We start from the raw sequence: 21,624 nt of genomic DNA on the forward strand, positions 1-21,624 counted from the left end.
GTCGGTCTCCTGGACTATCTCCTCATCAGGCTAATCACGGTTTTTGACCCGGCTTTTTGCCGGGTCTTTTTTTGCCAGTTTTTTCTGGCTTTGGCTTCAGGCTAATGAAGTCTTTAAGTGCCGCAAACTCGATGGCGCGGATGATATCAAAAGAATACCAGTTGGCAAGAGAAGCCCGGCATCATTGGTTCAAACCAACGAAAGATAGCACTTGAGAATCAGTCGCACAGTCTCTAAGCTGCGGCGGCGTCAAGGAGGACGCCCCCACCCTCGCACCCCCGCAATTCCCCTCGGTTTCACCCCACTCTTGCGTGTAAAGTAGCCACCATAAAAATCATATTCAGGACCCGATTATGGCCGTGGCTAAAACTTCTTTCGACATCAGTGCCGATTTCGACAGCGGCAACATCCAGGTGATCGACCTCAGCGACCCGCTCAAGCCCCTGCTGGCGATCCGCCCCGATAGCAAAAGCAACCATTTCCAATGGTTCCACTTCAAGGCCAGCGGCCTGCATGTCGGCCAGGAGCACTGGTTTCGCCTGAACAATGCCAGCCAATCTTCCTATAACAAGGCCTGGACCGGCTATCAGGCAGTGGCGTCCTACGATCACGTCAACTGGTTCCGCGTGCCCACCATTTTCGAGGGTGATTGCCTGCGCTTCAGCCTCGAAGCCGAGCAGACCCACGCCTGGTTCGCCTACTTCGAACCCTACAGCCGTGGTCGCCACGACTGGCTGATCGAGCAGGCGCTGACCAAGGCCGGTACCGAGTTGCTGGCCACCGGCAAGAGTGTCGAAGGCCGCGACATCCAGTTATTGCGCAAAGGCACCGGTGCCGAAGGCCAGCGCAAAGTGTGGATCATCGCCCAGCAGCATCCGGGCGAGCACATGGCCGAGTGGTTCATGGAAGGCGTGATCGAGCGCCTGGAAAGACACGACGACCCGGTGCTGAACAAACTGCTGGCCGGCGCCGACCTGTACCTGGTGCCGAACATGAACCCGGACGGCGCCTTCCACGGTCACCTGCGCACCAACGCCATGGGCCAGGACCTGAACCGCGCCTGGCAGAACGCCAGCCAGGAAAACAGCCCGGAAGTCCTGTTCGTACAGCAGCAGATGGAAAAGTACGGCGTCGACCTGTTCCTCGACGCTCACGGTGATGAGGAAATTCCTCACGTGTTCACCGCCGGTTGCGAAGGTAATCCAGGCTACACGCCACGGATCGAAAAGCTCGAAGAACACTTCCGCAGCCACCTGAAGCACACCACCAAAGACTTCCAGACCAAGTACGGCTACACCCGCGACGAACCAGGCCAGGCCAACATGACGCTGGCCTGCAACAGCGTGGGCCAGAAGTACGACTGCCTGTCGTTGACCCTGGAAATGCCCTTCAAGGATCACGATGATCATCCGAACCCGTTGACGGGCTGGTCGGGCAAGCGCTCGAAGCAGCTGGGCAAGGATGTACTCACCACCATTGCGGACATGGTCGACACCTTGCGTTGATTGCCCGTCAAGATCAAAAGATCGCCGCCTGCCGCAGGCTGCGATCTTTTTCTCCATTGCAACTAGCCGCGATCCTTGCCCCGCAGCATGCTGTCCAGCACATCATCCCGTCGCACCCAGCCGTGAAACAACGCGGCCGCCAAATGCAGCAACACCGTCAGGAACAGCAGATACGCCAGATACCCATGGGCCTTGCGCAAAAACGCAAACAGCTGGGCGTTCGCCGGCACGATCGATGGCAACTGCAACGAACTGCTGAGCATCACCGGCTCACCCGACGCCGAAATCATCGCCCAGCCCAGTAGCGGCAAGACCAGCATCAAGGCGTACAGCAACACATGCGAGGCCTTGGCCGCCAGCGCTTGCCAACCTGGCAGATCCAACGGCAGCGGAGGTTGCGTGGTGGAGAAACGCACCACCAACCGCACGATCACCAGCAGCAAAATCGCGACGCCCAAGGGCTTGTGCAGATGAATCAGCCATTCATGCCGCTCGGAGACCGAGGCGACCATACCGGCACCGATAAACAGCATGGCGATGATCATCAGCGCCATCAGCCAGTGCAGCAGGCGCGCCAGTGGAGCGAAGTGGTTGGGTTGAGTGCTCATTGCTGGGCCTCCTGTTTGGCGGCGGGCAACTGGCTGACTTCGCTGGTGCGACGCAGGTAGGAATTGGCGTAACCGGCTGAGCGAGCGGCGAGCAACGGGTCGTCGGACCCTTCGATACCGGCGGGTAAAACCAGCGGGTCGTAGTTGATGTCACGGCATTCGCCATTGAGTTGCGGTTGGGTTTTTTCCAGCACCAGGGTGCCCGCGTTCAACACTTTGCGCCCTTCGGGCCAGGCTTTGCTGGCGTCGCTCACTGGATCGCCAGGATTGGCCAGGATGATGTTCAACTGCCAACGCAACGGCCCTGCGGCTATACGCTGAATCAGGTCTTTCTCCAGAAAGTCGGCCCCCTCCGGCGCCGCAGCCCCCGGCGCATCTTGAGCCACCGGCACCATGCTCCAGCGCACGGCCTGGCGTTGTCCGGTGGCGCTCACCAGATAGAACGCGTTGACGCTGTTATAGGTCTCGGTGACGTAACTGGCAGACGGCTTGGCGGTCTTGATCCAGGCCAGGAAGGGTGCGGCTTCCGGATGCGCACCGAAAAACGCCGGAACCGCGGTCGAGTTCGGCTTGCCGGTAGCTGGGTCCGGCGACTGCGCCTGCTGCAATTGATAGAACGCCTCGGGCGTGCCCACCGGGAACACCGGCATACTGTTCATCCCCGTGCGCCACTGCTGGCCGTTGGCCTGGGTGAAGCGCAAGGCCATGCTGCGGATCGGCACGGCACTGTCCGGCGCATAGGGGTTACCGGCCGGCAAGGCGAAACGCCCGACCACCGGCGTCCGCGCTTCGTTGAACACCTGGGCGGTGGAATAACTGCGCGCATCAAAGCTGCTCTCGAAATGCCCGATCACGCACACGCCTTTGGAATGGTTGCGACGGAAACCCGGATGCACGCCGTTGTTGGTTTCCAGCACGTTAATCAGCTTCTTCGGGGTCAGACGCTGTGGGTCAAAGGTGCCGTTGACGTAGGCAAACGCCCCCGCCACGGCGGCAACGACCACGGCAATGCCAGCCAGACGCAACGTCAGGCTCGCCGCACTCAAGGGTGGCCGGGTTGGCGGTGATGATCGATCTACCATGAATGACTCCAGGGCCATCGGCCACAAGTGAGAAGAATCAAGCAGACGAACCTCACGCAGGTTTATTCCCACGCGCGGTTTTTATTTTTTCTGACGTGGAATAACCTCGAATGCCGGGCGTCTTCCTGGTCCACAGTCCAGCGTAGTGACTAGCCAGAACTTCATGAACGATATCGACGAACAACTCAGAGAAATCATTCCCGGAATGCGGCGATTTGCCATGTCGTTGACGCGCAACACCAGCAGCGCTGACGACCTGGTGCAGGCGAGCCTGGAGCGGGCACTCTCGAGTTGGGTAGGCAAACGCGCCGAGGGCGACTTGCGCGCCTGGCTGTTCTCGATTCTCTATCGACAGTTTCTCGATGCGCACCGCCGCTCCCGGCGCTATGCGCGCATGCTCGAATTCTTCACCGGGCGTGACGATGCCCAGCCCTCGGTGGAGCGCACCGTGATTGCACAATCGACCCTCAACGCCTTCGACCGACTGCCCACCGAACAGCGCGCGCTGCTGCTCTGGGTGTCGGTGGAAGGCTTGAGCTACAAAGAGGTCGCCGAGATTCTCGACGTTCCCACCGGCACCGTGATGTCCCGCCTGTCCCGGGCTCGCCAGGCCCTGCGCCAACTCAGCGAGGGCGAAATCAATCGCCCTTCCCTGCGGAGACTCAAATGATCAGCATGCCCCCCAGCGAGCGAGACCTGCACGCCTACGTCGACCACCAACTGAGCGACGCCGACCGACGCCAGGTGGAGACTTTTCTGGCCACTGACCCGCAGGTGGCCGCGCAAGTGCGCGCCTGGCAGCAGGATGCCCAGACACTGCGCGCAGCCCTGAGTGGTGCCTTGCAACAACCCTCGAACCCGGACCTGGATCCGGCGGTGATACGCCAACGCCTCAAACGCCAATCCCGTCGACACCTGGCCAGTGCCGCGGTGTTGCTCATCGCCGTCAGCGTCGGCGGTTTCAGCGGTTGGCAAGCGCGGGAGATGACACTCGCGAGCCCCCAGCTTCCGATGACCGATGCCTTGCAGGCGTATCGCCTGATTGCCCAGCAAGGCCTCCTGCCGGCGGATTACAAAGTCGGTGACGACGGTGACATGCAGGGTTGGCTCGACCGCTACTTCACTCGGGCCAATCGCCTGCCCGACCTCTCGGGTGCCGGGTTCAGGCCGGCCAGCGGGCGTTTGCTGAGTACCGAGCAAGGCCCGGCAGCGATGGTGGTCTACGAGGATCAGTACGGGCAGAAAATCAGTTTCTACGTGCGCCCGCCTGGACCGAGAAACTTCCTGCTACCCAGGGGCAGTCGCAGTGATGGCGAGTTGCAGGCCGAGTACTGGTCGGGAAGTGGCTACAACTATGCGATGGTCAGCCCGGCGGATACGCCGGCGGCGCGGATGCTCAAACAGACCACTCAGTTCTGATCCACAGGGTCTGCGGTGTTCCTTTAGAACCCCGTGACGGTGGCCCGGATATGCCGACACCGCTGGAAGCAAATTCCCGGCTCTGGTTACACTATGGCGCCGCAACACAAAGAGCCTGCCCGCACACCAGAGGTGATATCCCAGTGGCTGTTCGACCGCCCAACCGTTCGCCAATCAAATCGCGCTGGCAAACGTTGCGTCGCCTGCTCGGCAAGGTACCGGCTGCCGGCAGCGCCGCGGCAGGCCAAGTCATCCACGACTACTTTCGCCATCAGGCCCATGCCCAGGGTTACACCCTCAGTCACAGCCAACAGCGAGTGATCGACTGCATGGCCCGGCATGCCTGCATGCTGATGGGCACTGTGGCCAAACCCCTTCCCGGCCTTTACCTGCATGGTGCCGTGGGGCGCGGTAAAAGCTGGCTGCTCGACGGTTTTTTCCAGGCTATTCCTCTCGCGGGAAAACAACGTCTGCACTTCCATCAGTTTTTCGCCCAACTGCACCTGGGCATGTTCAAGCACCGCGAACAGGCCGACGCCCTGGCGGTCACCCTCGATGAACTGCTCAGCGATTGCCGGGTGCTGTGTTTCGACGAGTTCCATGTGCATGACATCGGCGATGCGATGCTCATCACCCGGCTGTTCAAGGCACTGTTCCAGCGCGGCATCCTGTTGCTGGTCACATCCAATTACCCGCCTGAAGGCCTGCTGCCCAATCCGCTGTACCACGCACGCTTCAAACCGGTAATCGACCTGATCAATGCGCGCATGCAGGTGATGGAAGTCGGCGGGCCCCACGACTATCGCAGCCAGGCCCGAACCCATGCGCATCAGTTGTTCACTCAAGGTCACTACGTCTGGCCGGCGAGTATGGCGCAACGACAATCACTGAACCTGCCCAAGCGCAATGCCACGTCTGTTTCGTTGCCGGTGGGCACCCGGCATTTGCGAGCGCATTTGTGCGAAGGGCGCGGCATCGGTTTTACCTTCACCGAGTTGTGCGATCAGCCCACGGCGGTGATGGATTATCTGGAGCTGTGCCGCCAGTTCGACCGCTGGATCATCGATGAACTGCCACTGCTGGGCGATTGCACGATTGCCGCCCAGCAGCGCTTTATCAATCTCATCGACGTGCTGTACGACCAGGACAAACACCTGACGTTGCTCGGGCAGCACTCATTGCGCGAAAGCCTGGGTGGCGATGCCATTGATCTGGCGCGTACCCGCAGTCGATTGGCGCAACTGGTCGAAGTCAGCGAACCGGTCTGATCGATATCCTTTTGCTGTATCGAAGGGCCCCTTCGCGAGCAGGCTCGCTTCCACATCTTTCCCGGTATCATGTCGCCCATTTCCAGGGCCCCGCGCCCCCCCTTGGTTATTGGCGAATCTGTTCATGCATACCCTTGCTCAATTACGTAACGGCGAGTTGTCGGGCATCACGCGGCTGGATCTGGTCGAAGGCCTCACCGAATTCCCTCGGGAAATTTTCGATCTGGCGGACTCGCTGGAAGTGCTCAATCTCAGCGGCAATGCCTTGAGCGACCTGCCCAAGGACTTGCATCGCCTGAGCCGTTTGCGCGTGCTGTTTTGTTCCGATAACCGCTTCACCGAATTGCCGGCCTGCCTGGGCCAATGCGCCGCACTGACGATGATCGGCTTCAAGGCCAACCGCATCGCCCACGTGCCCGCAGCGGCACTCCCACCGCTGCTGCGCTGGCTGATCCTGACCGACAACTGCATCGAGACGCTGCCGAGCGAGTTGGGAGAGCGGCCATACCTGCAAAAGCTCATGCTTGCCGGTAACCGCCTTCAGACGTTGCCGGAGTCGATGCGCGATTGTCATCGGCTGGAGCTGATCCGCATCGCCGCCAACCAGTTCACCGACTTGCCCCAATGGCTACTGACGCTGCCGAGCCTGACCTGGCTGGCCTATGCCGGTAACCCGCTGGAAACCGAAGCCGATGCCGCCGCCCTCGACGCCACACCGCGCATTGACTGGTCGGCATTGCACCTGGAGACAAAACTCGGCGAAGGAGCGTCCGGGGTGATTCATCAGGCTGTCTGGCAACCGGCTGAGCAACCGGCCACGCCAGTTGCGGTGAAGCTCTACAAGGGCGAAATGACCAGCGATGGCTCGCCGCTGCACGAAATGAACGCCTGCATCACCGCCGGGTTGCACCCGAACCTGATTCGCGTCGAAGGGCGGATTGTCGATCACCCGCAGCAAACCGCCGGGCTGGTCATGCAGCTGATCCCGCCGAGTTTTCGCAACCTCGCCAACTTGCCAAGCCTGGCGTCGTGCAGCCGCGACATTTATGCCGATGGGTTGCGTTTCAGTGCAGCGGTAGCGCTACGCATTGCCTCGGGCATTGCCTCGGTGGCCGAACACCTGCACGGCCATGGCATCACCCATGGCGACCTCTACGGGCACAATATTCTGTGGAATGAGCAGGGTGATTGCTTGCTGGGGGATTTTGGCGCGGCGTCGTTCCACGAGATTTCCGACAGTCTTGAAAGCCGTGCCTTGCAGCGGATCGAGGTGCGGGCGTTCGGGGTGTTGCTGGGCGAACTGCTGGAGCGGGTTGACTCGGGGTTGAGCACTGAACAGCGGGGGGTGCTGGAGGATCTGGAGCGGCGTTGCTGTCAGCCGCAGGTGCTGGCACGGCCGGGGTTTGGTGAAGTTGTTCAGGAATTGGCTGAGTTCAAATTGTAAATACAAAACAATGTGGCGAGGGGCTTGTCGGAACGCCGAACCGCCCCGTTCGATTGCGCAGCAGCCGTCGCTTTTGGGACGGCTTCGCCGTCCAACGGGGGCAAGCCCCCTCGCCACAAGTCAGACCTAGGCCAGTTCGATCAACCCGCCAACCCGACAAACATGTCCTGCACGTCGTCATGGTTGTCGAGGCCTTCGAGGAACGCTTCGACTTCAGCCATCTGCTCATCGCTCAGGCCGCTGACCGGGTTTTTCGGCTGGTAGCCCAGTTTGGCCGACAGCACGGTGAAGCCTTGTTCCGGCAGGGCTTTCTGTACCGCGTCGAGGTCGGTCGGCTCGGTCAGGAACAGGGTTGCACCCTCTTCACCCGGCTCGAAATCCTGTGCACCGGCTTCGATGGCGGCCATTTCCGGATCGGCGTCCGGGGTGTCCGGCGACGCTTCGATCATGCCGACATGGTTGAAGTCCCAGGCCACGGAACCGGAAGCCCCCAGCTGGCCCTTGCGGAACGCTACGCGGATCTCGGCGACGGTGCGGTTGATGTTGTCGGTCACGCACTCAACGATCAACGGTACCTGATGCGGGGCGAAACCTTCATAGGTCACGCGATGGTATTGCACGGTTTCGCCCAGCAGGCCCGCGCCCTTCTTGATGGCGCGATCCAGTGTTTCCTTGGGCATCGAAGCTTTCTTGGCCTGCTCAACCACCAGGCGCAAGTGCGCGTTGGTAGCAATATCAGCGCCGTTGCGCGCAGCAATGGTGATTTCCTTCACCAGTTTGCCGAAGATCTTGCCCTTGGCATTGGCTGCCGCTTCTTTATGTTTAACCTTCCACTGTGCGCCCATTTCTCACTCTCTTATCTGTGGCATCTGTGGCGCCGAGACATCTATTGGCCGACGCTTTGCGCAAGTTTATACGGCCTGAAGTTGGCAATCGACCAAAAATTCCCGACTTGCATCGACATCTTCACCAGCGGTTGTAGGGCGATTCGGAAATGTCGCTTTACCGTGCCCGCAATGCGCCGGGGTTTCGTACGCTTTGCATCCGACTCCACGGCGGTAGCGCGTTCGATGCACAACGACAAGGAAAGTCCCACCACCCTGACGCTTCTCGACGACGACCTGAGCTTCCAGGTGGTCCGGTTCAGTGGTCATGAAGCACTCAACCAGCCTTATCGATTCGACATCGAGGTTATCGGGCTGGCACCGGCCCTGAACCTTGAGCGATTGCTGCACCAACCGGCGCGGCTCGAATTTGGCCATGACCAAGGCATTCATGGCGTACTGCACAGCGCCGGCTGTGAACATCGAAACGGACACCGGGTCGCTTACAAACTGGCGCTGGTACCCCGTATCCAGGCGCTGGAACAGCAACGATGCCGACGTGTTTTCCAGCGTGCCAGCGTGCCCATGATCCTGCGCCGGTTGCTGGAGGAGCATGGGTTGCCCGCCGACAGCTATCGTTTTGAACTGACAACCGGGCACTATCCCCTGCGCCCTTTTTGCATTCAGTACGAAGAAACCGACCTGGCGTTGCTGCAACGGCTGTGCGAGGAAGAAGGCATCCACTATCACTTCGAGCATCAACGCGACAGCCATGTGCTGGTGCTCGCCGATGACAGCCTGAGTTTTCCCCAGGAACCACTGCTCATGTCGATGAGCAAGAACGCCCTCGACGAACACCAGGAACCGGTGATCAGCGAACTGTTCCAGCGCCATGATGCTCCGCTCTCCCCTGTGCGCCCTGGCACCAGGAATCCGGGTGCAGCGGACATCAGCGAAGGCGCAGCCAATCACTCGTTCACCACGCAGAGGCACTGTCCCGCTGGCGAACAACATCGCGACCAGCTCAGCCGTCGCCAACTGGAGCGTCTGCGCTGCCGACACCTGCAGATCCACGGTCAAAGTAACCAGGGGGCATTACGCAGTGGCCGGATCCTGCAGGTGGCCGAGCACCCGCTGGCGAATTTCAATGATCAATGGCTGGTCACCGAAATCCGCCATCAGGGGTGTCAGTCATCCATTCTGTTCGACGAAACACCCGACATGGCCCCGGGTTACCGCAATCAATTCAGCGCCATCCCCTGGTCGACGGTGTTCAGGCCAGCCCTCAAACAACCCAGGCCGAGCATCCCCGGCTATCAACCCGGCCAGGTGTGCGGCCCGATCGGACAACCGGCGACAGTGGACGAAGATGGCCGGGTTCAGGTGAACCTCTGGCCCGCCACACCATCAGCCGCAGAGGCGTCCGACGGCCTGTGGCTACCGCTGGCGCTGCCCAGTGCCGAGGATTGGATCGATCCGGCCCGCCTACCCGCGGCTGGCAGCGAGGTACTGGTGATTTTCCTCGACAGTGACCCGGATCGCCCGGTGCTTTGTACGGCCTTGGGCCCTCGGCCGAAACCTCACCGCCCTTGCCCACGTGAGCCCCGGGGCGATACTCGCCTGCTGTTCGACTGGCTGCTCACCCGCTCGGAACTTGCGCCCTGACGCTCAGCCCTTGTCAGCCTTGCCGGCGGCAGCGGCGAACTTCGCCAGGCGTACGTCCAGATACCGTGGTCGATGCCCGTGATCCTCCGCGCGCTCTTTGCGGCGGATGGCGTTGCGCACCATCAGCGAGCCGATGTAGCGAATCGGCTCCGGCGGGAAAAAACCCAGGGGGCCATTGACCAGCGGCGAACGGGTCCAGGGGTTGTCCAGGCCCTGGACCATCGACGACAGAATCTGCCCGCCCATATGGCAGGGCCCGACGCCGCTGCCGGAATAGCCAAAACCGTAGAACACGTTGCCACTGGCGCTCATCTGCCCGAAGAACGGCAGCCCGGTCACCGATCGATCCGATGGACCGTTCCAGGTCGCCTCGACCTTGACGTCGGCAAACGCCGGGAAGAAATCCGCCAGGCTGTTCTGCAGCAAACCGGCGTAAGGCGAAGGTTGATCGAACACTGGCAGCATGCGTCCGCCGTAAGCGAAGGTATTGCCGCCCTTGCCAAGCATGATCCGGCCGTCCGGAGTGTTGTGGTAGTAGTGCACGAAAATCCGCGAATCGAGCACCGTGACGCCGCTGGTCAGGCCGATTTCATCGAGCAAATCCGGCCGAGGCTCGGTGATCAGCATGTCGCTGGAAACGATCGCTACGCTGCGTTCGAACTGCGGGAACGCCCGGGCCATCCAGGCGTTCATCGCCAGCACCACGCGGTCGGCGCGAATGCTGCCCTTGGGGGTTTGAATGCCCGCCTGCCTGCCCTCTTCCAGCCCGGTCATCGCGGTGTTCTCATGAATTTTCACCCCCAGTTGCAGGGCAACCCGGCGCAAGCCACGCACCAGCTTGCCCGGTTGCACACTGGCTGCGGCCGGGGAAAACCAGCCCTCCAGGTGCTTGCCAGAGCCGGCCATACGCTGCACATCGGCCACTGGCCGCTGGGTGAACGAGTTGATGCCGTTGCGCTCCAGCGCCGCGATCACAGCGTCAGTCGAGCCAACCTGAGCGCGATTGGTCGCGGTGTAGAGGGTGCCATCGAGGCGGTAATCGGCATCCACCCCATACTGTTCGCAGAAGGCACCAATGGCATGGATGCTGTGTTCGGACTCCTTGACCAGTCGAACGGCTTCTTCGACGCCGAACAAACGCTCGAGGGTGAAGTACTTGGCCGACCACGACAACGCACAACCGCCATTGCGTCCACTGGCCCCGGCACCGCAGATGTCCGCTTCGATCAGCAATACGTCCAGCTCGGGGTTCTGCTCCTTGAGCATGATCGCGGTCCACAACCCGGTGTAGCCACCGCCGACGATGCAGACGTCGGCGCGGGTGTCGCCTTCCAGTGGCGGACAGGTTTCGGATGCATCAGCCTTCAAGGCCTGGTCCAGCCAAAAGGGTCTCATGGGGTCAATCTCCGGTCAGTTGCCCACACGCCGGCCTGCCGCAGGTGCAGCAGGCGACGAGGGACAGGATTCAAGTACGCAGGGGTTTGATGGTCATCGCTTTATTGGGCACGTAGGCGAAGTGAGTGCCCAGGCCACCGGGGCGGCTGTTCCAGTGCGGGATCAACACCAGCGCCGAGAACATGGCGCAGCCGGCGAAGACGATGAACACGGTAACGGTGTCGAAGTAGCCCGGCAGCAGTCCGCCAAGAATCGCCCCGACCGAGCCGCAGCCGTTGACGAAACCGGCTGCCGTGGCGCCGGCCTTGGTGGTGCCGAAGTCGATGGCGGCCGCGCCGCTGATCATCGAGTCCGGCCCGTAGAGGGTCAGGCCCATGACGAACAGCAGTGCCACCACCAGCAGCACGCTGCCGGTATGCAGGGCGCCCATGAAAAACGCCAGGGACACCGTCAGCGCCAACAGACTGATCACGCAGGCCGGCATGCGGCGGGCGCCGAACAGTTTGTCGGAGGCCAGGCCAATCAGGATCGGCCCGAGCAACCCGGCCAGTTCAAAGGCCGTCGGAATGATCGCCGCGCCGACCTTGCCCACCGAAGGCATCTGTTCGAAGACGATCACCGGCCCCCACAGCAGAATCGCGTAGCGCGCCGGCTTGAGCATGAAGTACGCCAACCCCAGCACCAGCACCGTGCGGTTGCGCAGGATTTCCTTCAACGGCTCCCACATGCTGATTTTGCTTTGCGCGTCAGCCTGTTCGGCGGTCAGCTCAGGTTCCGGTTCCACCGCTGGCAAGCCGACGTCTTCGGGTTTGTTGCGTTGAAAAATAAAAAACAGCACGGCGACCAGCCCAACCACCGCCGCACTGGAAATGAACGCCGCATGCCAGCTGCCGATGAGCGTGTACGCCCACCAACCTGCAAACGGCGAGGCCACCAGACCGCCAAAGGCGTAGCAGGAACTCCACAAGCCCAATACCCGCCCGCGTTGCTCCGAGGGAAAGAAGCTGCCGAGGTTCTTGCACAGCCCCGACCAACCGGTGGACTGCGCCAGGCCTTGTATCAGCATGCAGGTAGCGAAAATCGGCAACGTTGCAAAGTTGCCCATCACCAGCGCCGCGGCGGCGGAAATCAGCAATCCGCCGAGCACTACGACCCGAGGACCAAAACGGTCGGCCAGGATGCCCCAGGTGAATTGGCCGACGGCGTAGGCTGTCAGGTAGATGGCGTCGAGGTTGGCCATGGCCATTTTGTCGAGCATGAAGGTCGGGTCTTCGCCGATACCGAGCTTGGCGACCGAGAAGGCTTTGCGGGTGAAGTAGAACGCGGCGTAGGCGAGCCAGGTGATCGCGAAGATCTGCACGCGCCAACGCTTGATGGTGCCGATGTGCTTGTTCATTGTGGTTCTGACCTCAGGGTGTGAGTGTGCCGGCAGAATTGGAAGAAAACGCCTGTATTTTTATTGTTGAGCACTGCGATATCGCCCTGTCCCTATGGCGGATACCGGTCAGATGAGTCCTGCGGCTGCACGCACAGGCTCATGGCACCCGCTGCTGTTCGACTGACCAGTCACCGGGGCTGAAGTGAATAAAAACAATTACTGATTAATAAGTGAAATCGATTTATCGTATTTCCAAAATAAGCACAGCTTGTTACTGGAGATTCCCATGTCGGTTTCCCACGCCCAACTCAAAGCCTTTCATGCCGTGGCGGTGCATGGAAGCTTTACCAAGGCCGCCGAGCGGCTTTTTCTGACGCAACCGGCGATTTCCGACCAAGTGCGTAAACTCGAAGAGCGCTACGCGGTTCTGCTGTTTCACCGCAACAAGCGTTCCGTGCGCCTGACTGACCTGGGCGAGCGCCTGCTCGGCGTGACGCAGAAACTGTTTGTCATCGAAGCCGAGGCCCAGGAACTGTTGCAGGATTCCCAGGCCTTGCAGACCGGCAGCCTGATTCTGGCGGTGGATGCGCCGGTGCATGTGCTGCCGCAGATTGCCCGATTCTGCGAGCGTTACCCCGGGATCAGCGTGAAGATCGAAACCGGCAACACCGATGAATCGCTGTTTCGACTGTTCAACTATCAGGCCGACCTGGCGTTGCTGGGCCGTGACGTCAGCGATGAACGCCTGATTTCCCTGCCCTTGCGCAACGATCCGATGGTGGCGTTCGTGTCGCACAATCATCCGTGGGCCGACCGCGAATCGATCACCCTCGCCGACCTCGACGATACGCCACTGGTGTTGCGGGAGATCGGTTCGGTGACAAGGCAGACGCTGGAGGAGGAAATGGCCGGTGCGGGTTTTCGCATTCGTCCGGCAATTCAGGTTGAAGGTCGCGAAGCCGCGAGGGAGGCGGTGGTGGTCGGGATTGGAGTGGGCGTGGTGTCGGCTGCCGAGTTTGGTGCGGATTCCCGGGTGTGTGCACTGCCGATTATCGATTGCAAACGACGGCTGACCGAGACACTGGTGTGCTTGCGCGAGCAGAGTTCGCGGCGGGTGGTGGCGACTTTTCTGGAGATGGTGCGCGAGAGTCTGGTGTAGGCAGGTCCGGCCCCATCGCGAGCAGGCTCGCTCCCACAGGGATTTATGCTCGTTCGCTGATTTTGTGTACGACCCGATACCTGTGGGAGCGTGGCTTGCCCGCGATGGCAGGCGACTCGGTCTACCTGCCTGGCGCCAACTCGAAAAACGCCTGTATCAACCGCAAATCCCTGCGCCGCTCCATGCACCCGATCATGTGCCGGTTCACCAACCCCTCGCCAATGATCGGTACCGCCGCTACCCGTGGGTCATGACTGACCTCCACCGACGACACCACTCCCACCCCCAGTTCGGCGGCCACCGCCTCGGTCACCGCTTCACGGCTGTCCAGTTCCAGCAACACCCGCGGATTGACCTTGGCCAGGGCGCAAGCCTCGTCGAAGGTGCGCCGGGTAATCGAACTCGGTTCGCGCAGCACCATGATCACCTGATCCAGCTCCTTGAGTTGCACGCCTTTGGTCTTCTGCGCCCAAGGGTGACCGTCGGGCACCAGCGCGCAAATCCGTGATTCGTTCAGCGCCTGCAGATGCAAGCCCTTGCGCGGCTCGACCTCGGTCAGCACCGCCACGTCGGCATGTTCGGACAACAACGCCGCCAGGGTTTCCTGTGCGTTGCCCAGGCGCAGGTTCACGGTGATCCCCGGATAGCGCGCCCGCAGGCTGGCGAGCATCGGCATGACCATGTGCGGACCGTCCGCCGCCACCTCCAGACGCCCGGTGAGCAATTGCCGGTTAGCTTCGAGCATCACCTGCGCCTCTTCGGCCAGGCCGAACATCGCCCGGGTGATGGCCGCCAGTTTGGTGCCCTCCTCCGTCAGTTCCACGCGTCGGGCGGTGCGGCGCAGCAGCGTGATCTGGTAGTGCTCCTCCAGGGCCTTGATGTGCCCGGTGACCGCCGGCTGGCTGATGAACAGCCGGGTCGCCGCCCGGGTAAAGCTGCCTTCCCGGGCCACGGCATCGAAGGCTCGGAGCTGGAACAGATTCATGAATAACCCTCACTGATGACTGGGATAACAACAAACAATTTGATTGATGACACGGCAAATTGCAATTTAAGCCCCGTAGCTTCATCCCATCGATTGCGAGGACACGAGAATGAGTACTGCCGAACCCATCCTGCTCACCCCCGGCCCATTGACCACGTCGGCCCGCACCCGTCGGGCGATGATGATCGACTGGGGCTCATGGGATGACCGCTTCAATCAACTGACCGCCAGCCTCTGCGAGCAACTGCTGGCGATCATCAACGGTGCCGCCACTCACCACTGTGTACCCCTGCAAGGCAGTGGCACCTTCGCTGTCGAGGCTGCGATCGGCACGCTGGTGCCTCGCAATGGCAAGGTTCTGGTACTGATCAACGGCGCCTACGGCAAACGCCTGGCGAAAATCTGCGAAGTGCTGGGCCGCTCCTTCAGCACTTTCGAAACCGCAGAAGACGAGCCGACCACCGCCGCCGACGTTGACCGCCTGTTGCGCGCCGACCCCGGCATCACCCACGTCGCCCTGATCCACTGCGAAACCAGCACAGGTATCCTCAATCCATTGCCGGAAATCGCTGACGTCATTGCACAACACGGCAAACGTCTGATCATCGACGCCATGAGCTCGTTCGGCGCCCTGCCGGTGGACGCGCAACAGGTGCCCTTCGATGCACTGATCGCCGCGTCCGGCAAATGCCTTGAAGGCGTGCCGGGCATGGGCTTTGTCTTCGCTCGCAAAGAATCCCTGGCCGCTGCCGCTGGCAACTCGCACTCACTGGCGATGGACCTATACGACCAGCACACCTACATGGCCAAGACCGGCCAATGGCGCTTCACCCCGCCGACCCATGTGGTCGCGGCGCTGCACGAAGCCCTGCTGCAATACAACGAAGAAGGCGGCTTGCCGGCGCGGCACGAACGCTACGCCGCCAACTGCCAGGCCTTGATGGAAGAGATGGGCAAACTGGGCCTGCGCAGCTTCCTGCCAGCGGCTATCCAGGCGCCGATCATCGCCACCTTCCACGCCCCGAAAGATCCGCGCTACGCATTCAAGGAGTTCTACGAGCGGGTCAAGGCCAAGGGCTACATCCTCTACCCCGGCAAACTGACCCAGGTCGAAACCTTCCGCGTCGGCTGCATCGGCCATGTCCAGCCAGCCGAAATGCGCGAAGCCGTGGCGGCGATTGCTGAAGTGTTGCGCGAGATGGAAGTGCTCGAAATCTAAGCCACACCGCATTCCCCCTGTAGGAGCGAGCCTGCTCGCGATGAGGTCAGACCAGTCGACACCGATGTTGAATGACAGCCCGCAATCGCGAGCAGGCTCGCTCCTACAAAGAACCGTTTTCCTAGATAGCCATTTATTACAGGACCCAGATCACCATGAACTACTCCAACCCAACCAATCTGCAAGCCGCCATCCTCGACTGGGCCGGCACCGTGGTCGACTTCGGCTCCTTCGCCCCGACGCAGATTTTCGTCGAGGCCTTCGCCGAGTTCGACGTCCAGGTGTCCATCGAAGAGGCCCGTGGCCCGATGGGCATGGGCAAGTGGGACCACATCCGCACCCTGTGCGATCAGCCGCAAGTTGCCGAGCGTTATCGTAAAGTGTTCGGCCGCACGCCGACCGACGATGACGTCACCGCGATTTACCAACGCTTCATGCCGCTGCAGATCGAAAAAATCGCCGAACACTCGGCACTGATCCCGGGGGCGCTGGAGACCATCGCCAACCTGCGCCAGCAAGGGATCAAGATCGGCTCCTGCTCCGGTTACCCGAAACAGGTCATGGACAAAGTGGTCGAACTGGCCGCCACCAACGGCTACGTGGCCGATCACGTGGTTGCCACCGACGAAGTCCCGAATGGTCGCCCATGGCCCGCCCAGGCACTGGCCAACGTCATCGCCCTGGGCATCGACGATGTCGCCGCGTGCGTGAAGATCGATGACACGGTGCCGGGCATTCTCGAGGGTCGCCGCGCCGGTATGTGGACCGTGGCGCTGATCTGCTCGGGCAACGCCCTGGGCCTGGACTACGAAGGTTATCGCGCCCTGGGCAGCGACAAACTGGACAGCGAGCGCAAGCGCATCCACGGGATGTTCGAAGGCTCGCGCCCGCACTACATGATCGACACCATCACCGATCTGCCGCAAGTGATCGCCGACATCAACAAGCGCCTGGCTAATGGCGAAATGCCACAGTCCAGCTGATAAATCCCCGCATTGCCCTTGTGGGAGCCTGCTCCCACAAGGGCCTTTGTGCTGAGGTTACTCAGTGATCTTCTCGAAGTTGCGATAGAACATGTCGTCGTCGCGGCTGTCGGTCATCGAATGTAACTGGTAGCTGCGATTGAGCCGTGCACCGCCGTCCCGGGTCAGAGGCGACCAGACGAGGTTGGCGCGGCGCATGGTCGACATGCTCATCAGTTCGTCGAACGGAATGGACAGGTAGATGCCTTTGTCGAAACTACCTTCGCCGTATTGAGGGCCGGTTGCGGTGGTGATCGTTGCCCACGCACCAAACCGCACGCCGTTGGAAAACTCCCGCGAGATATCCAGCGTGCCACCCCAGTCACCTGCCAGGTAACGCCCGACGCTGACGGCTGCCAGCGTATCGTAGGGCAAGTCGGTGTAGCCGGTGATGTGGCCGGTCAATACCGAGTAATCACGCAAACCAAACCCCTGGTCGAACTCACGCTGGCGGACGTAGTTCAGGTCCGCGCCCACCGACCAGCGCTCGCCGGTCGGACGGAACAGCACCTCGCCCCCGACGCCGGCAAACATCGACTCCAGATAGCCACCGTACACCATGCCGTACAGGTCCTTGTCCAACTGCTCGGCATGGCTGAACTGGAACAACGGCATGGTGACATCGGACGTGGTCATGTACTGGCGCAAGTCCGTGCGCACGCGCGGCAAGCCGCTGGGTGCGTCATAGGTGAACTTGTCGAAGTTGTTGATCAGGTTGGCACTGAGCAAGCCACTCCACCAGGTGTTGCGGTTGAAGCGGTACTCGGCGTCCGCGTCGGCGCTGAACTGATAGAGCAAGCCATCGGGGCCGCCCACGTTCTGCTTGAAGCCCAATCCGACGCCATAAGCGAATGGCTGCATCGCTTCGGTGTAGAGGGTTTTCTCGTTGTGCGGCATCGCCGGGTTGATCTCGGTGGTGCGGTGCAGCGTTTGCAGCGGCTCTTCGTTGTTGATCACTTCGCGGAAGGTTTGCCGAGGCACGCTGGTTTCTTCAAGCGGCAGGTCGTAGCGCTTGTTCACCACGGTGAACCAGTCGATATCGTCGTTGACGCTATTGTCCAGGATCCGGCTCGCGCGGCCTACGGCCTTGGCCGAATGGAAGTAACGCTGCTGCTCGCCATACACGATCAACTCGGAATCGCGCTGGCTGATCCGTTCGACCTTGTACCCGGCATTTTGCTGCAGGCGCCGGGACACATCGGCCCAGTTGACCTGGTCCATTTCTGTGCTCGGTGCTTTCGCTGGCAAGGGTTCAGCCGGCGGGTCGAACGTCTTCGCTGGCGCCTTGCGGCTGACGAAGTTGGTGTGAAAGGTGACACCGAACATCGCCGTGTTGCCGCGTTCCCACGCCGCGCTGACGTCGATCGAGTCAGTCAGCTTGAACACTGCGCCGAGGTTGATCGGCGAATCCTGCTTGATCTGATTGTCCTTCGGCTCGTGCTTGTAATCGTTGCCTTCGTATTCGAGTTTAAGACTGAGCCGATCCCAGGGTGTCTGGTAGCTCACGCCGCCGAAAAAGGAAGGGCTGCCGCGAAAGTAGGCCCCGGCGTTGACATCACCGGTGCCCTCGCTGTCGGGCCGGGTCTTGAAGCGATCACTGATGTAGCCCAGCGGGTTTTCGAAGTCGCCGCGGTTGCCCAGGTAACCCCAGGCAATGCCGGCGCTGAAATCAAAATTGTCGTAGCGCTTGTTGGCCACCACGAATTCACTGGAGAACAGGCCTGTACCACCGATGTCCCGGAAGCCCAAGGCCACCTCGGGCGCCCAATGGGTCTCTTCCCACAGGCGGGCCTTGAGGTCGACCGCCTTGTCCTTATAGCTCTGGTTGCCGCTCAACGACTCGGGGCCGTAAGGGCGGTTGGTGATCGCGGTGTAGCGAAACGAGCCTTCCAGCCACTCGAGTGGCTGAAGTGAAACGCTATAGCGACTGTAGGGCTCGGTGCGGTTGGCATTCAGGCTCAGCTCACCGGCCGGCGCCATCCGCGCCGTCGGCGTTTGCAACAAGCCCGCGCCACCGAAATCATTCTGGGTAATGCGTGGTTCTGCATGAGCCAGACCACACGGCAATAACAATACGGCTGCAAAACGTAAATTCAACGAACCACCTCAGCCAGCTGCGTGGCAATAAATTCGGCCAACTGCTGATTCAGTTCAGGAACAGGCGGAACAAGGTCATCGTTTTTGACCGGGACCAGAATCTTGCTGCCGGCGGCAGGTATCTGCCCGCTCTCACGATTCCAGTGCGCAATACCGACGCGCCGAGAGACGCCATTGGGCTGGATCAACCACAGATAATCGGCGTCAGCATCGACCAGCGGCGTACAGCCCTGCAGGTAATCGCGGGCCTCTTGCAGCGGTTGATAGGGCAACCGACACGGCTCGGCGACAGCGCCGAGCACCTCGACTTCGTCGACCCGCAACGGGTAGATGAGACGGTCGCCATCGTCCAGGCGAATGTTGCGGGCAAACCCGACTTCCACGGCGACCGGGTCCAGAACAGCCACCTGGCGCCCGGTGACCGGCATGCCCCTGACTTGCTCGGCCAGTCGCACCGCCAGTGCTGCCCGGCTCGGCCTGTCGAAGAGCAAGGCCAAGCGCTGCAACACGTCCAGATCAAACAGCACGCCGGCCTTGAGCCGGGTTTGTTCCTCGACCAGGGACTGACGCAGCAATACGCCCGCCAACCAGTAACTCTCGGCATTGGGCTGTGCCACGCTGATCACGTCCAGCAATCGCCCGCCCGCTGGCAGGTCGACCGCCCCCGGGCTGGCAACGTCACCGGTGACGGTGACCGCTGCATGGCAGGCGCCGGTGATCAACAGCAGGCACGCCGATAGAGCCCTGACCCGCTTCACCGGGCATGCCTGCGGTCAGGGGTCAGTTGCACGATCTTGACCCGCAGCTGCGAGGTCAGTTGCTGCTCACTCTGCACAATGAAACCGTCAACGGGATCGACCCAGTAACGATTGGTCGCACGCAAGCCGATGGCCGGCGCGTCAATCTGCTCGTCGACACGTAGCACGGCGTATTCCTTGTTGAGGATTTCCAGGGTTTCCATGGATTTACGGGAGAAGCGACTGTTCAAGGTCACCCCGACTTCCTGGCCTTGATAGAGATCGATCCAGCGCTGGCTGGTGTAGCCATCCGGCACTTGATGAAGGCCTTGCTTGAAGGGTGCGGCGTCAGCCAGACGCGTCCCGTCCAGATCGCCGCCCAGGCCCAGGCCGATGCTGCGCACCGCCAGGCCATCGCGCATGAGCAGAACCTGTTTGCCGGATGCAACCCAGAACTGCAGGTCGTCGCGCTCACGCACCAGCGCCAGCACGCCGGAACCGGACGGCGTGGTCAGCTTGAGCTGGGGATAGCGCACATCCGCCACCTGGGCCGCCGTCACTTCCAGCTCATCCGGCCCCGACACCGCTGATTTGAGGTTGGTCATCGAAGCGACCATCAGTGGGTTACAACCACACAACATCAAGGCCGCTATCAAGCAGACGCCAACATTCAACGTTCTCACGATCGGACCCGGCCTTAATTACTGTTGCTGCTGACTTCACTCATGTTCTTCGCCGCGGAAGCGCCCGTACCGACAATCGCTGCCGACGGCACCAATTGGCTGACGAAGCGATTCCAGCGAGTCACGTTGGCAGGGCCTACGTAGACAACGTCCTGGGGACGTACTTCAAAGTGCGTGGCCAGCGCCATGGCGGTCGGTGATTCGGCTTGCAACTGGTAGACCTTCGCCGGCTCCACATCGAGGTTTTCAACACCCCTGATCACGTACACGGCGTTACCGTTGGAGGTGGTCTGACTCAATCCGCCGACCGAGCCCAGCACATCGGACAGGTTCATGGTGGCGGTCTTGAAGCTCAGTGCGCGGGGCTGGTTGACCTCACCCATGACGTAGATGCGCTTTTTGTCGTTGTACGGCAGATACAACTGATCGCCACCCTTGAGGTAGACATTCTGTAACTCGGAATCCGGCTGGTTGAGCGTGTCGAGATTGAGCGTATAGACCCGGCCGTTGCGCGTCAGCAGTAGTCCGGACAAGTCGGCACTCGCCGTATCGATACCGGCGGATCCGAGGGCCTCGACCACACTCAGCGGGTTGGTGGAAATCGCTTGCGGACCGGCCTTCGAAACGGCGCCCGACACCACGACTTTCTGACTGGAAAAGCGCAACACGGCGACATCCACTTGCGGGTCCGCGATGAAGGCTGACAGCCTTTCTTCGATGTCCGATCGCAGTTGCTGGACGGTTTTTCCGGCCGCCTGGACCTCTTTGATAAACGGGTAGTAGAGCGTGCCATCGGCACGGACCAGGCGACCGTTGGCATCAATCTGCTGTTGCGCGCCGGAGGGTGCCGTCAGCTCCGGGTGATCCCAGACCGTGATGTACAGGACATCGTTACTGCCGATGCGGTACTCGGCCGGGGCCGCCAACAGTTCCGTCGGCACGGACTCACGCTTTTGCATGGCCCTGTTCATGGAGATGAGCTTGGGCGTGATCGGAATGAGCTCGACCCGGCTGCTCTCACTGGCGCCCTGGCGTGTGATATCACTGGTGCTCAGGTATTGGCCGGGGGAAAACATGCAACCTTGTAAAGCGATGCTTGCCAACATTAAAAGAGAAAAACTACGAGTCATAATG

Annotated in this window: 19 protein-coding genes; 9 read left to right on the forward strand and 10 right to left on the reverse strand. The window is 61.1% G+C overall.

Annotated elements, in window-relative coordinates:
• Positions 1-353: 353 nt before the first annotated feature.
• A complete protein-coding gene (locus tag AC3IX1_RS18735) occupies positions 354-1,505 on the forward strand; it encodes a M14 family metallopeptidase (protein ID WP_489385322.1) in 1,152 nt (383 codons plus the stop codon).
• Positions 1,506-1,567: 62 nt separating this feature from the next.
• On the opposite strand, the gene AC3IX1_RS18740 is transcribed toward AC3IX1_RS18735, so the two are convergent.
• Together AC3IX1_RS18740 and AC3IX1_RS18745 are read right to left on the reverse strand one after the other, a co-directional pair.
• Positions 1,568-2,113, reverse strand: a complete 546-nt coding sequence (locus tag AC3IX1_RS18740) for a cytochrome b (RefSeq protein ID WP_489385323.1) — start codon at positions 2,111-2,113, stop codon at positions 1,568-1,570.
• The gene (locus AC3IX1_RS18745) at positions 2,110-3,195 is read right to left on the reverse strand and encodes a catalase family peroxidase (protein WP_489385324.1); all 1,086 of its coding nucleotides are present in this window, start codon (positions 3,193-3,195) and stop codon (positions 2,110-2,112) included. Before AC3IX1_RS18745 ends, AC3IX1_RS18740 begins: the two co-directional genes overlap by 4 nt.
• A 163-nt stretch (positions 3,196-3,358) precedes the next feature.
• On the opposite strand from AC3IX1_RS18745, the gene AC3IX1_RS18750 reads away from it, so the two are divergent.
• From AC3IX1_RS18750 to AC3IX1_RS18765, 4 genes are all read left to right on the forward strand, one after another.
• Positions 3,359-3,865, forward strand: a complete 507-nt coding sequence (locus AC3IX1_RS18750; RefSeq protein ID WP_489385325.1) for a sigma-70 family RNA polymerase sigma factor — start codon at positions 3,359-3,361, stop codon at positions 3,863-3,865.
• The gene (locus tag AC3IX1_RS18755) at positions 3,862-4,614 is read left to right on the forward strand and encodes an anti-sigma factor family protein (protein WP_489385326.1); all 753 of its coding nucleotides are present in this window, start codon (positions 3,862-3,864) and stop codon (positions 4,612-4,614) included. The genes AC3IX1_RS18750 and AC3IX1_RS18755 overlap by 4 nt, the downstream gene beginning before the upstream one ends.
• Before the next feature lie 143 nt (positions 4,615-4,757).
• Entirely contained in the window at positions 4,758-5,882 is a 1,125-nt protein-coding gene (zapE, locus tag AC3IX1_RS18760; RefSeq protein WP_489385327.1) for a cell division protein ZapE, read from the forward strand.
• 124 nt (positions 5,883-6,006) lie between these two features.
• Entirely contained in the window at positions 6,007-7,326 is a 1,320-nt protein-coding gene (locus AC3IX1_RS18765; RefSeq protein WP_489385328.1) for a leucine-rich repeat-containing protein kinase family protein, read from the forward strand.
• A 140-nt stretch (positions 7,327-7,466) separates the two neighbouring features.
• Here AC3IX1_RS18765 and AC3IX1_RS18770 read toward each other — a convergent pair whose 3' ends face one another.
• The gene (locus tag AC3IX1_RS18770) at positions 7,467-8,171 is read right to left on the reverse strand and encodes a YebC/PmpR family DNA-binding transcriptional regulator (protein ID WP_008051121.1); all 705 of its coding nucleotides are present in this window, start codon (positions 8,169-8,171) and stop codon (positions 7,467-7,469) included.
• Between the two features lie 225 nt (positions 8,172-8,396).
• Between AC3IX1_RS18770 and AC3IX1_RS18775 the strand changes: the two genes are divergently transcribed.
• On the forward strand, positions 8,397-9,815 hold the full coding sequence (locus AC3IX1_RS18775) for a type VI secretion system Vgr family protein (RefSeq protein WP_489388761.1): 1,419 nt from the start codon (positions 8,397-8,399) through the stop codon (positions 9,813-9,815).
• Positions 9,816-9,818: 3 nt separating this feature from the next.
• On the opposite strand, the gene AC3IX1_RS18780 is transcribed toward AC3IX1_RS18775, so the two are convergent.
• Together AC3IX1_RS18780 and AC3IX1_RS18785 are read right to left on the reverse strand one after the other, a co-directional pair.
• Entirely contained in the window at positions 9,819-11,210 is a 1,392-nt protein-coding gene (locus tag AC3IX1_RS18780; RefSeq protein ID WP_489385329.1) for an FAD-dependent oxidoreductase, read from the reverse strand.
• Between the two features lie 70 nt (positions 11,211-11,280).
• Entirely contained in the window at positions 11,281-12,606 is a 1,326-nt protein-coding gene (locus AC3IX1_RS18785) for an MFS transporter (RefSeq protein WP_489385330.1), read from the reverse strand.
• Positions 12,607-12,874: 268 nt separating this feature from the next.
• Here AC3IX1_RS18785 and AC3IX1_RS18790 point away from each other — a divergent pair, with 268 nt between their 5' ends.
• Positions 12,875-13,747 carry a LysR family transcriptional regulator gene (locus AC3IX1_RS18790; protein ID WP_489385331.1) on the forward strand — a complete coding sequence of 291 codons (873 nt, stop codon included), beginning with the start codon at positions 12,875-12,877 and terminating at the stop codon, positions 13,745-13,747.
• 121 nt (positions 13,748-13,868) lie between these two features.
• Here the strand turns inward: AC3IX1_RS18790 and AC3IX1_RS18795 are convergent, their stop codons facing one another.
• Positions 13,869-14,732 carry a LysR substrate-binding domain-containing protein gene (locus AC3IX1_RS18795; RefSeq protein ID WP_489385332.1) on the reverse strand — a complete coding sequence of 288 codons (864 nt, stop codon included), beginning with the start codon at positions 14,730-14,732 and terminating at the stop codon, positions 13,869-13,871.
• A gap of 109 nt (positions 14,733-14,841) precedes the next feature.
• Between AC3IX1_RS18795 and AC3IX1_RS18800 the strand changes: the two genes are divergently transcribed.
• A complete protein-coding gene (locus AC3IX1_RS18800; RefSeq protein WP_489385333.1) occupies positions 14,842-15,951 on the forward strand; it encodes a 2-aminoethylphosphonate--pyruvate transaminase in 1,110 nt (369 codons plus the stop codon).
• 155 nt (positions 15,952-16,106) lie between these two features.
• Entirely contained in the window at positions 16,107-16,934 is an 828-nt protein-coding gene (gene phnX, locus AC3IX1_RS18805) for a phosphonoacetaldehyde hydrolase (RefSeq protein ID WP_489385334.1), read from the forward strand.
• 57 nt (positions 16,935-16,991) lie between these two features.
• Here phnX and AC3IX1_RS18810 read toward each other — a convergent pair whose 3' ends face one another.
• Genes AC3IX1_RS18810 through AC3IX1_RS18825 form a run of 4 tightly spaced genes read right to left on the reverse strand, consistent with a single transcriptional unit; the run spans position 16,992 to position 21,620 of the window.
• Positions 16,992-19,070, reverse strand: coding sequence for a YjbH domain-containing protein (locus AC3IX1_RS18810; protein ID WP_489385335.1), 2,079 nt, complete (start codon positions 19,068-19,070; stop codon positions 16,992-16,994).
• Complete coding sequence (locus tag AC3IX1_RS18815) at positions 19,067-19,828, reverse strand: capsule biosynthesis GfcC family protein (protein WP_489385336.1); 762 nt, start codon at positions 19,826-19,828, stop codon at positions 19,067-19,069. Before AC3IX1_RS18815 ends, AC3IX1_RS18810 begins: the two co-directional genes overlap by 4 nt.
• Positions 19,825-20,490 carry a YjbF family lipoprotein gene (locus AC3IX1_RS18820; protein WP_489385337.1) on the reverse strand — a complete coding sequence of 222 codons (666 nt, stop codon included), beginning with the start codon at positions 20,488-20,490 and terminating at the stop codon, positions 19,825-19,827. The genes AC3IX1_RS18815 and AC3IX1_RS18820 overlap by 4 nt, the downstream gene beginning before the upstream one ends.
• Positions 20,491-20,504: 14 nt before the next feature.
• Positions 20,505-21,620, reverse strand: coding sequence for a polysaccharide biosynthesis/export family protein (locus tag AC3IX1_RS18825; RefSeq protein ID WP_489385338.1), 1,116 nt, complete (start codon positions 21,618-21,620; stop codon positions 20,505-20,507).
• Between the last annotated feature and the right edge of the window lie 4 nt (positions 21,621-21,624).

The organism is Pseudomonas sp. KH_046_2 (genome assembly GCF_057838985.1).

Bases quoted from the DNA above. Each gene is read 5' to 3' on its own strand.
- AC3IX1_RS18735 (WP_489385322.1), top strand. From the start codon at position 354: ATGGCCGTGGCTAAAACTTCTTTCGACATCAGTGCCGATTTCGACAGC.
- AC3IX1_RS18740 (WP_489385323.1), bottom strand. From the start codon at position 2,113: ATGAGCACTCAACCCAACCACTTCGCTCCACTGGCGCGCCTGCTGCAC.
- AC3IX1_RS18745 (WP_489385324.1), bottom strand. From the start codon at position 3,195: ATGGTAGATCGATCATCACCGCCAACCCGGCCACCCTTGAGTGCGGCG.
- AC3IX1_RS18750 (WP_489385325.1), top strand. From the start codon at position 3,359: ATGAACGATATCGACGAACAACTCAGAGAAATCATTCCCGGAATGCGG.
- AC3IX1_RS18755 (WP_489385326.1), top strand. From the start codon at position 3,862: ATGATCAGCATGCCCCCCAGCGAGCGAGACCTGCACGCCTACGTCGAC.
- AC3IX1_RS18765 (WP_489385328.1), top strand. From the start codon at position 6,007: ATGCATACCCTTGCTCAATTACGTAACGGCGAGTTGTCGGGCATCACG.
- AC3IX1_RS18770 (WP_008051121.1), bottom strand. From the start codon at position 8,171: ATGGGCGCACAGTGGAAGGTTAAACATAAAGAAGCGGCAGCCAATGCC.
- AC3IX1_RS18775 (WP_489388761.1), top strand. From the start codon at position 8,397: ATGCACAACGACAAGGAAAGTCCCACCACCCTGACGCTTCTCGACGAC.
- AC3IX1_RS18780 (WP_489385329.1), bottom strand. From the start codon at position 11,210: ATGAGACCCTTTTGGCTGGACCAGGCCTTGAAGGCTGATGCATCCGAA.
- AC3IX1_RS18785 (WP_489385330.1), bottom strand. From the start codon at position 12,606: ATGAACAAGCACATCGGCACCATCAAGCGTTGGCGCGTGCAGATCTTC.
- AC3IX1_RS18790 (WP_489385331.1), top strand. From the start codon at position 12,875: ATGTCGGTTTCCCACGCCCAACTCAAAGCCTTTCATGCCGTGGCGGTG.
- AC3IX1_RS18795 (WP_489385332.1), bottom strand. From the start codon at position 14,732: ATGAATCTGTTCCAGCTCCGAGCCTTCGATGCCGTGGCCCGGGAAGGC.
- AC3IX1_RS18800 (WP_489385333.1), top strand. From the start codon at position 14,842: ATGAGTACTGCCGAACCCATCCTGCTCACCCCCGGCCCATTGACCACG.
- phnX (WP_489385334.1), top strand. From the start codon at position 16,107: ATGAACTACTCCAACCCAACCAATCTGCAAGCCGCCATCCTCGACTGG.
- AC3IX1_RS18825 (WP_489385338.1), bottom strand. From the start codon at position 21,620: ATGACTCGTAGTTTTTCTCTTTTAATGTTGGCAAGCATCGCTTTACAA.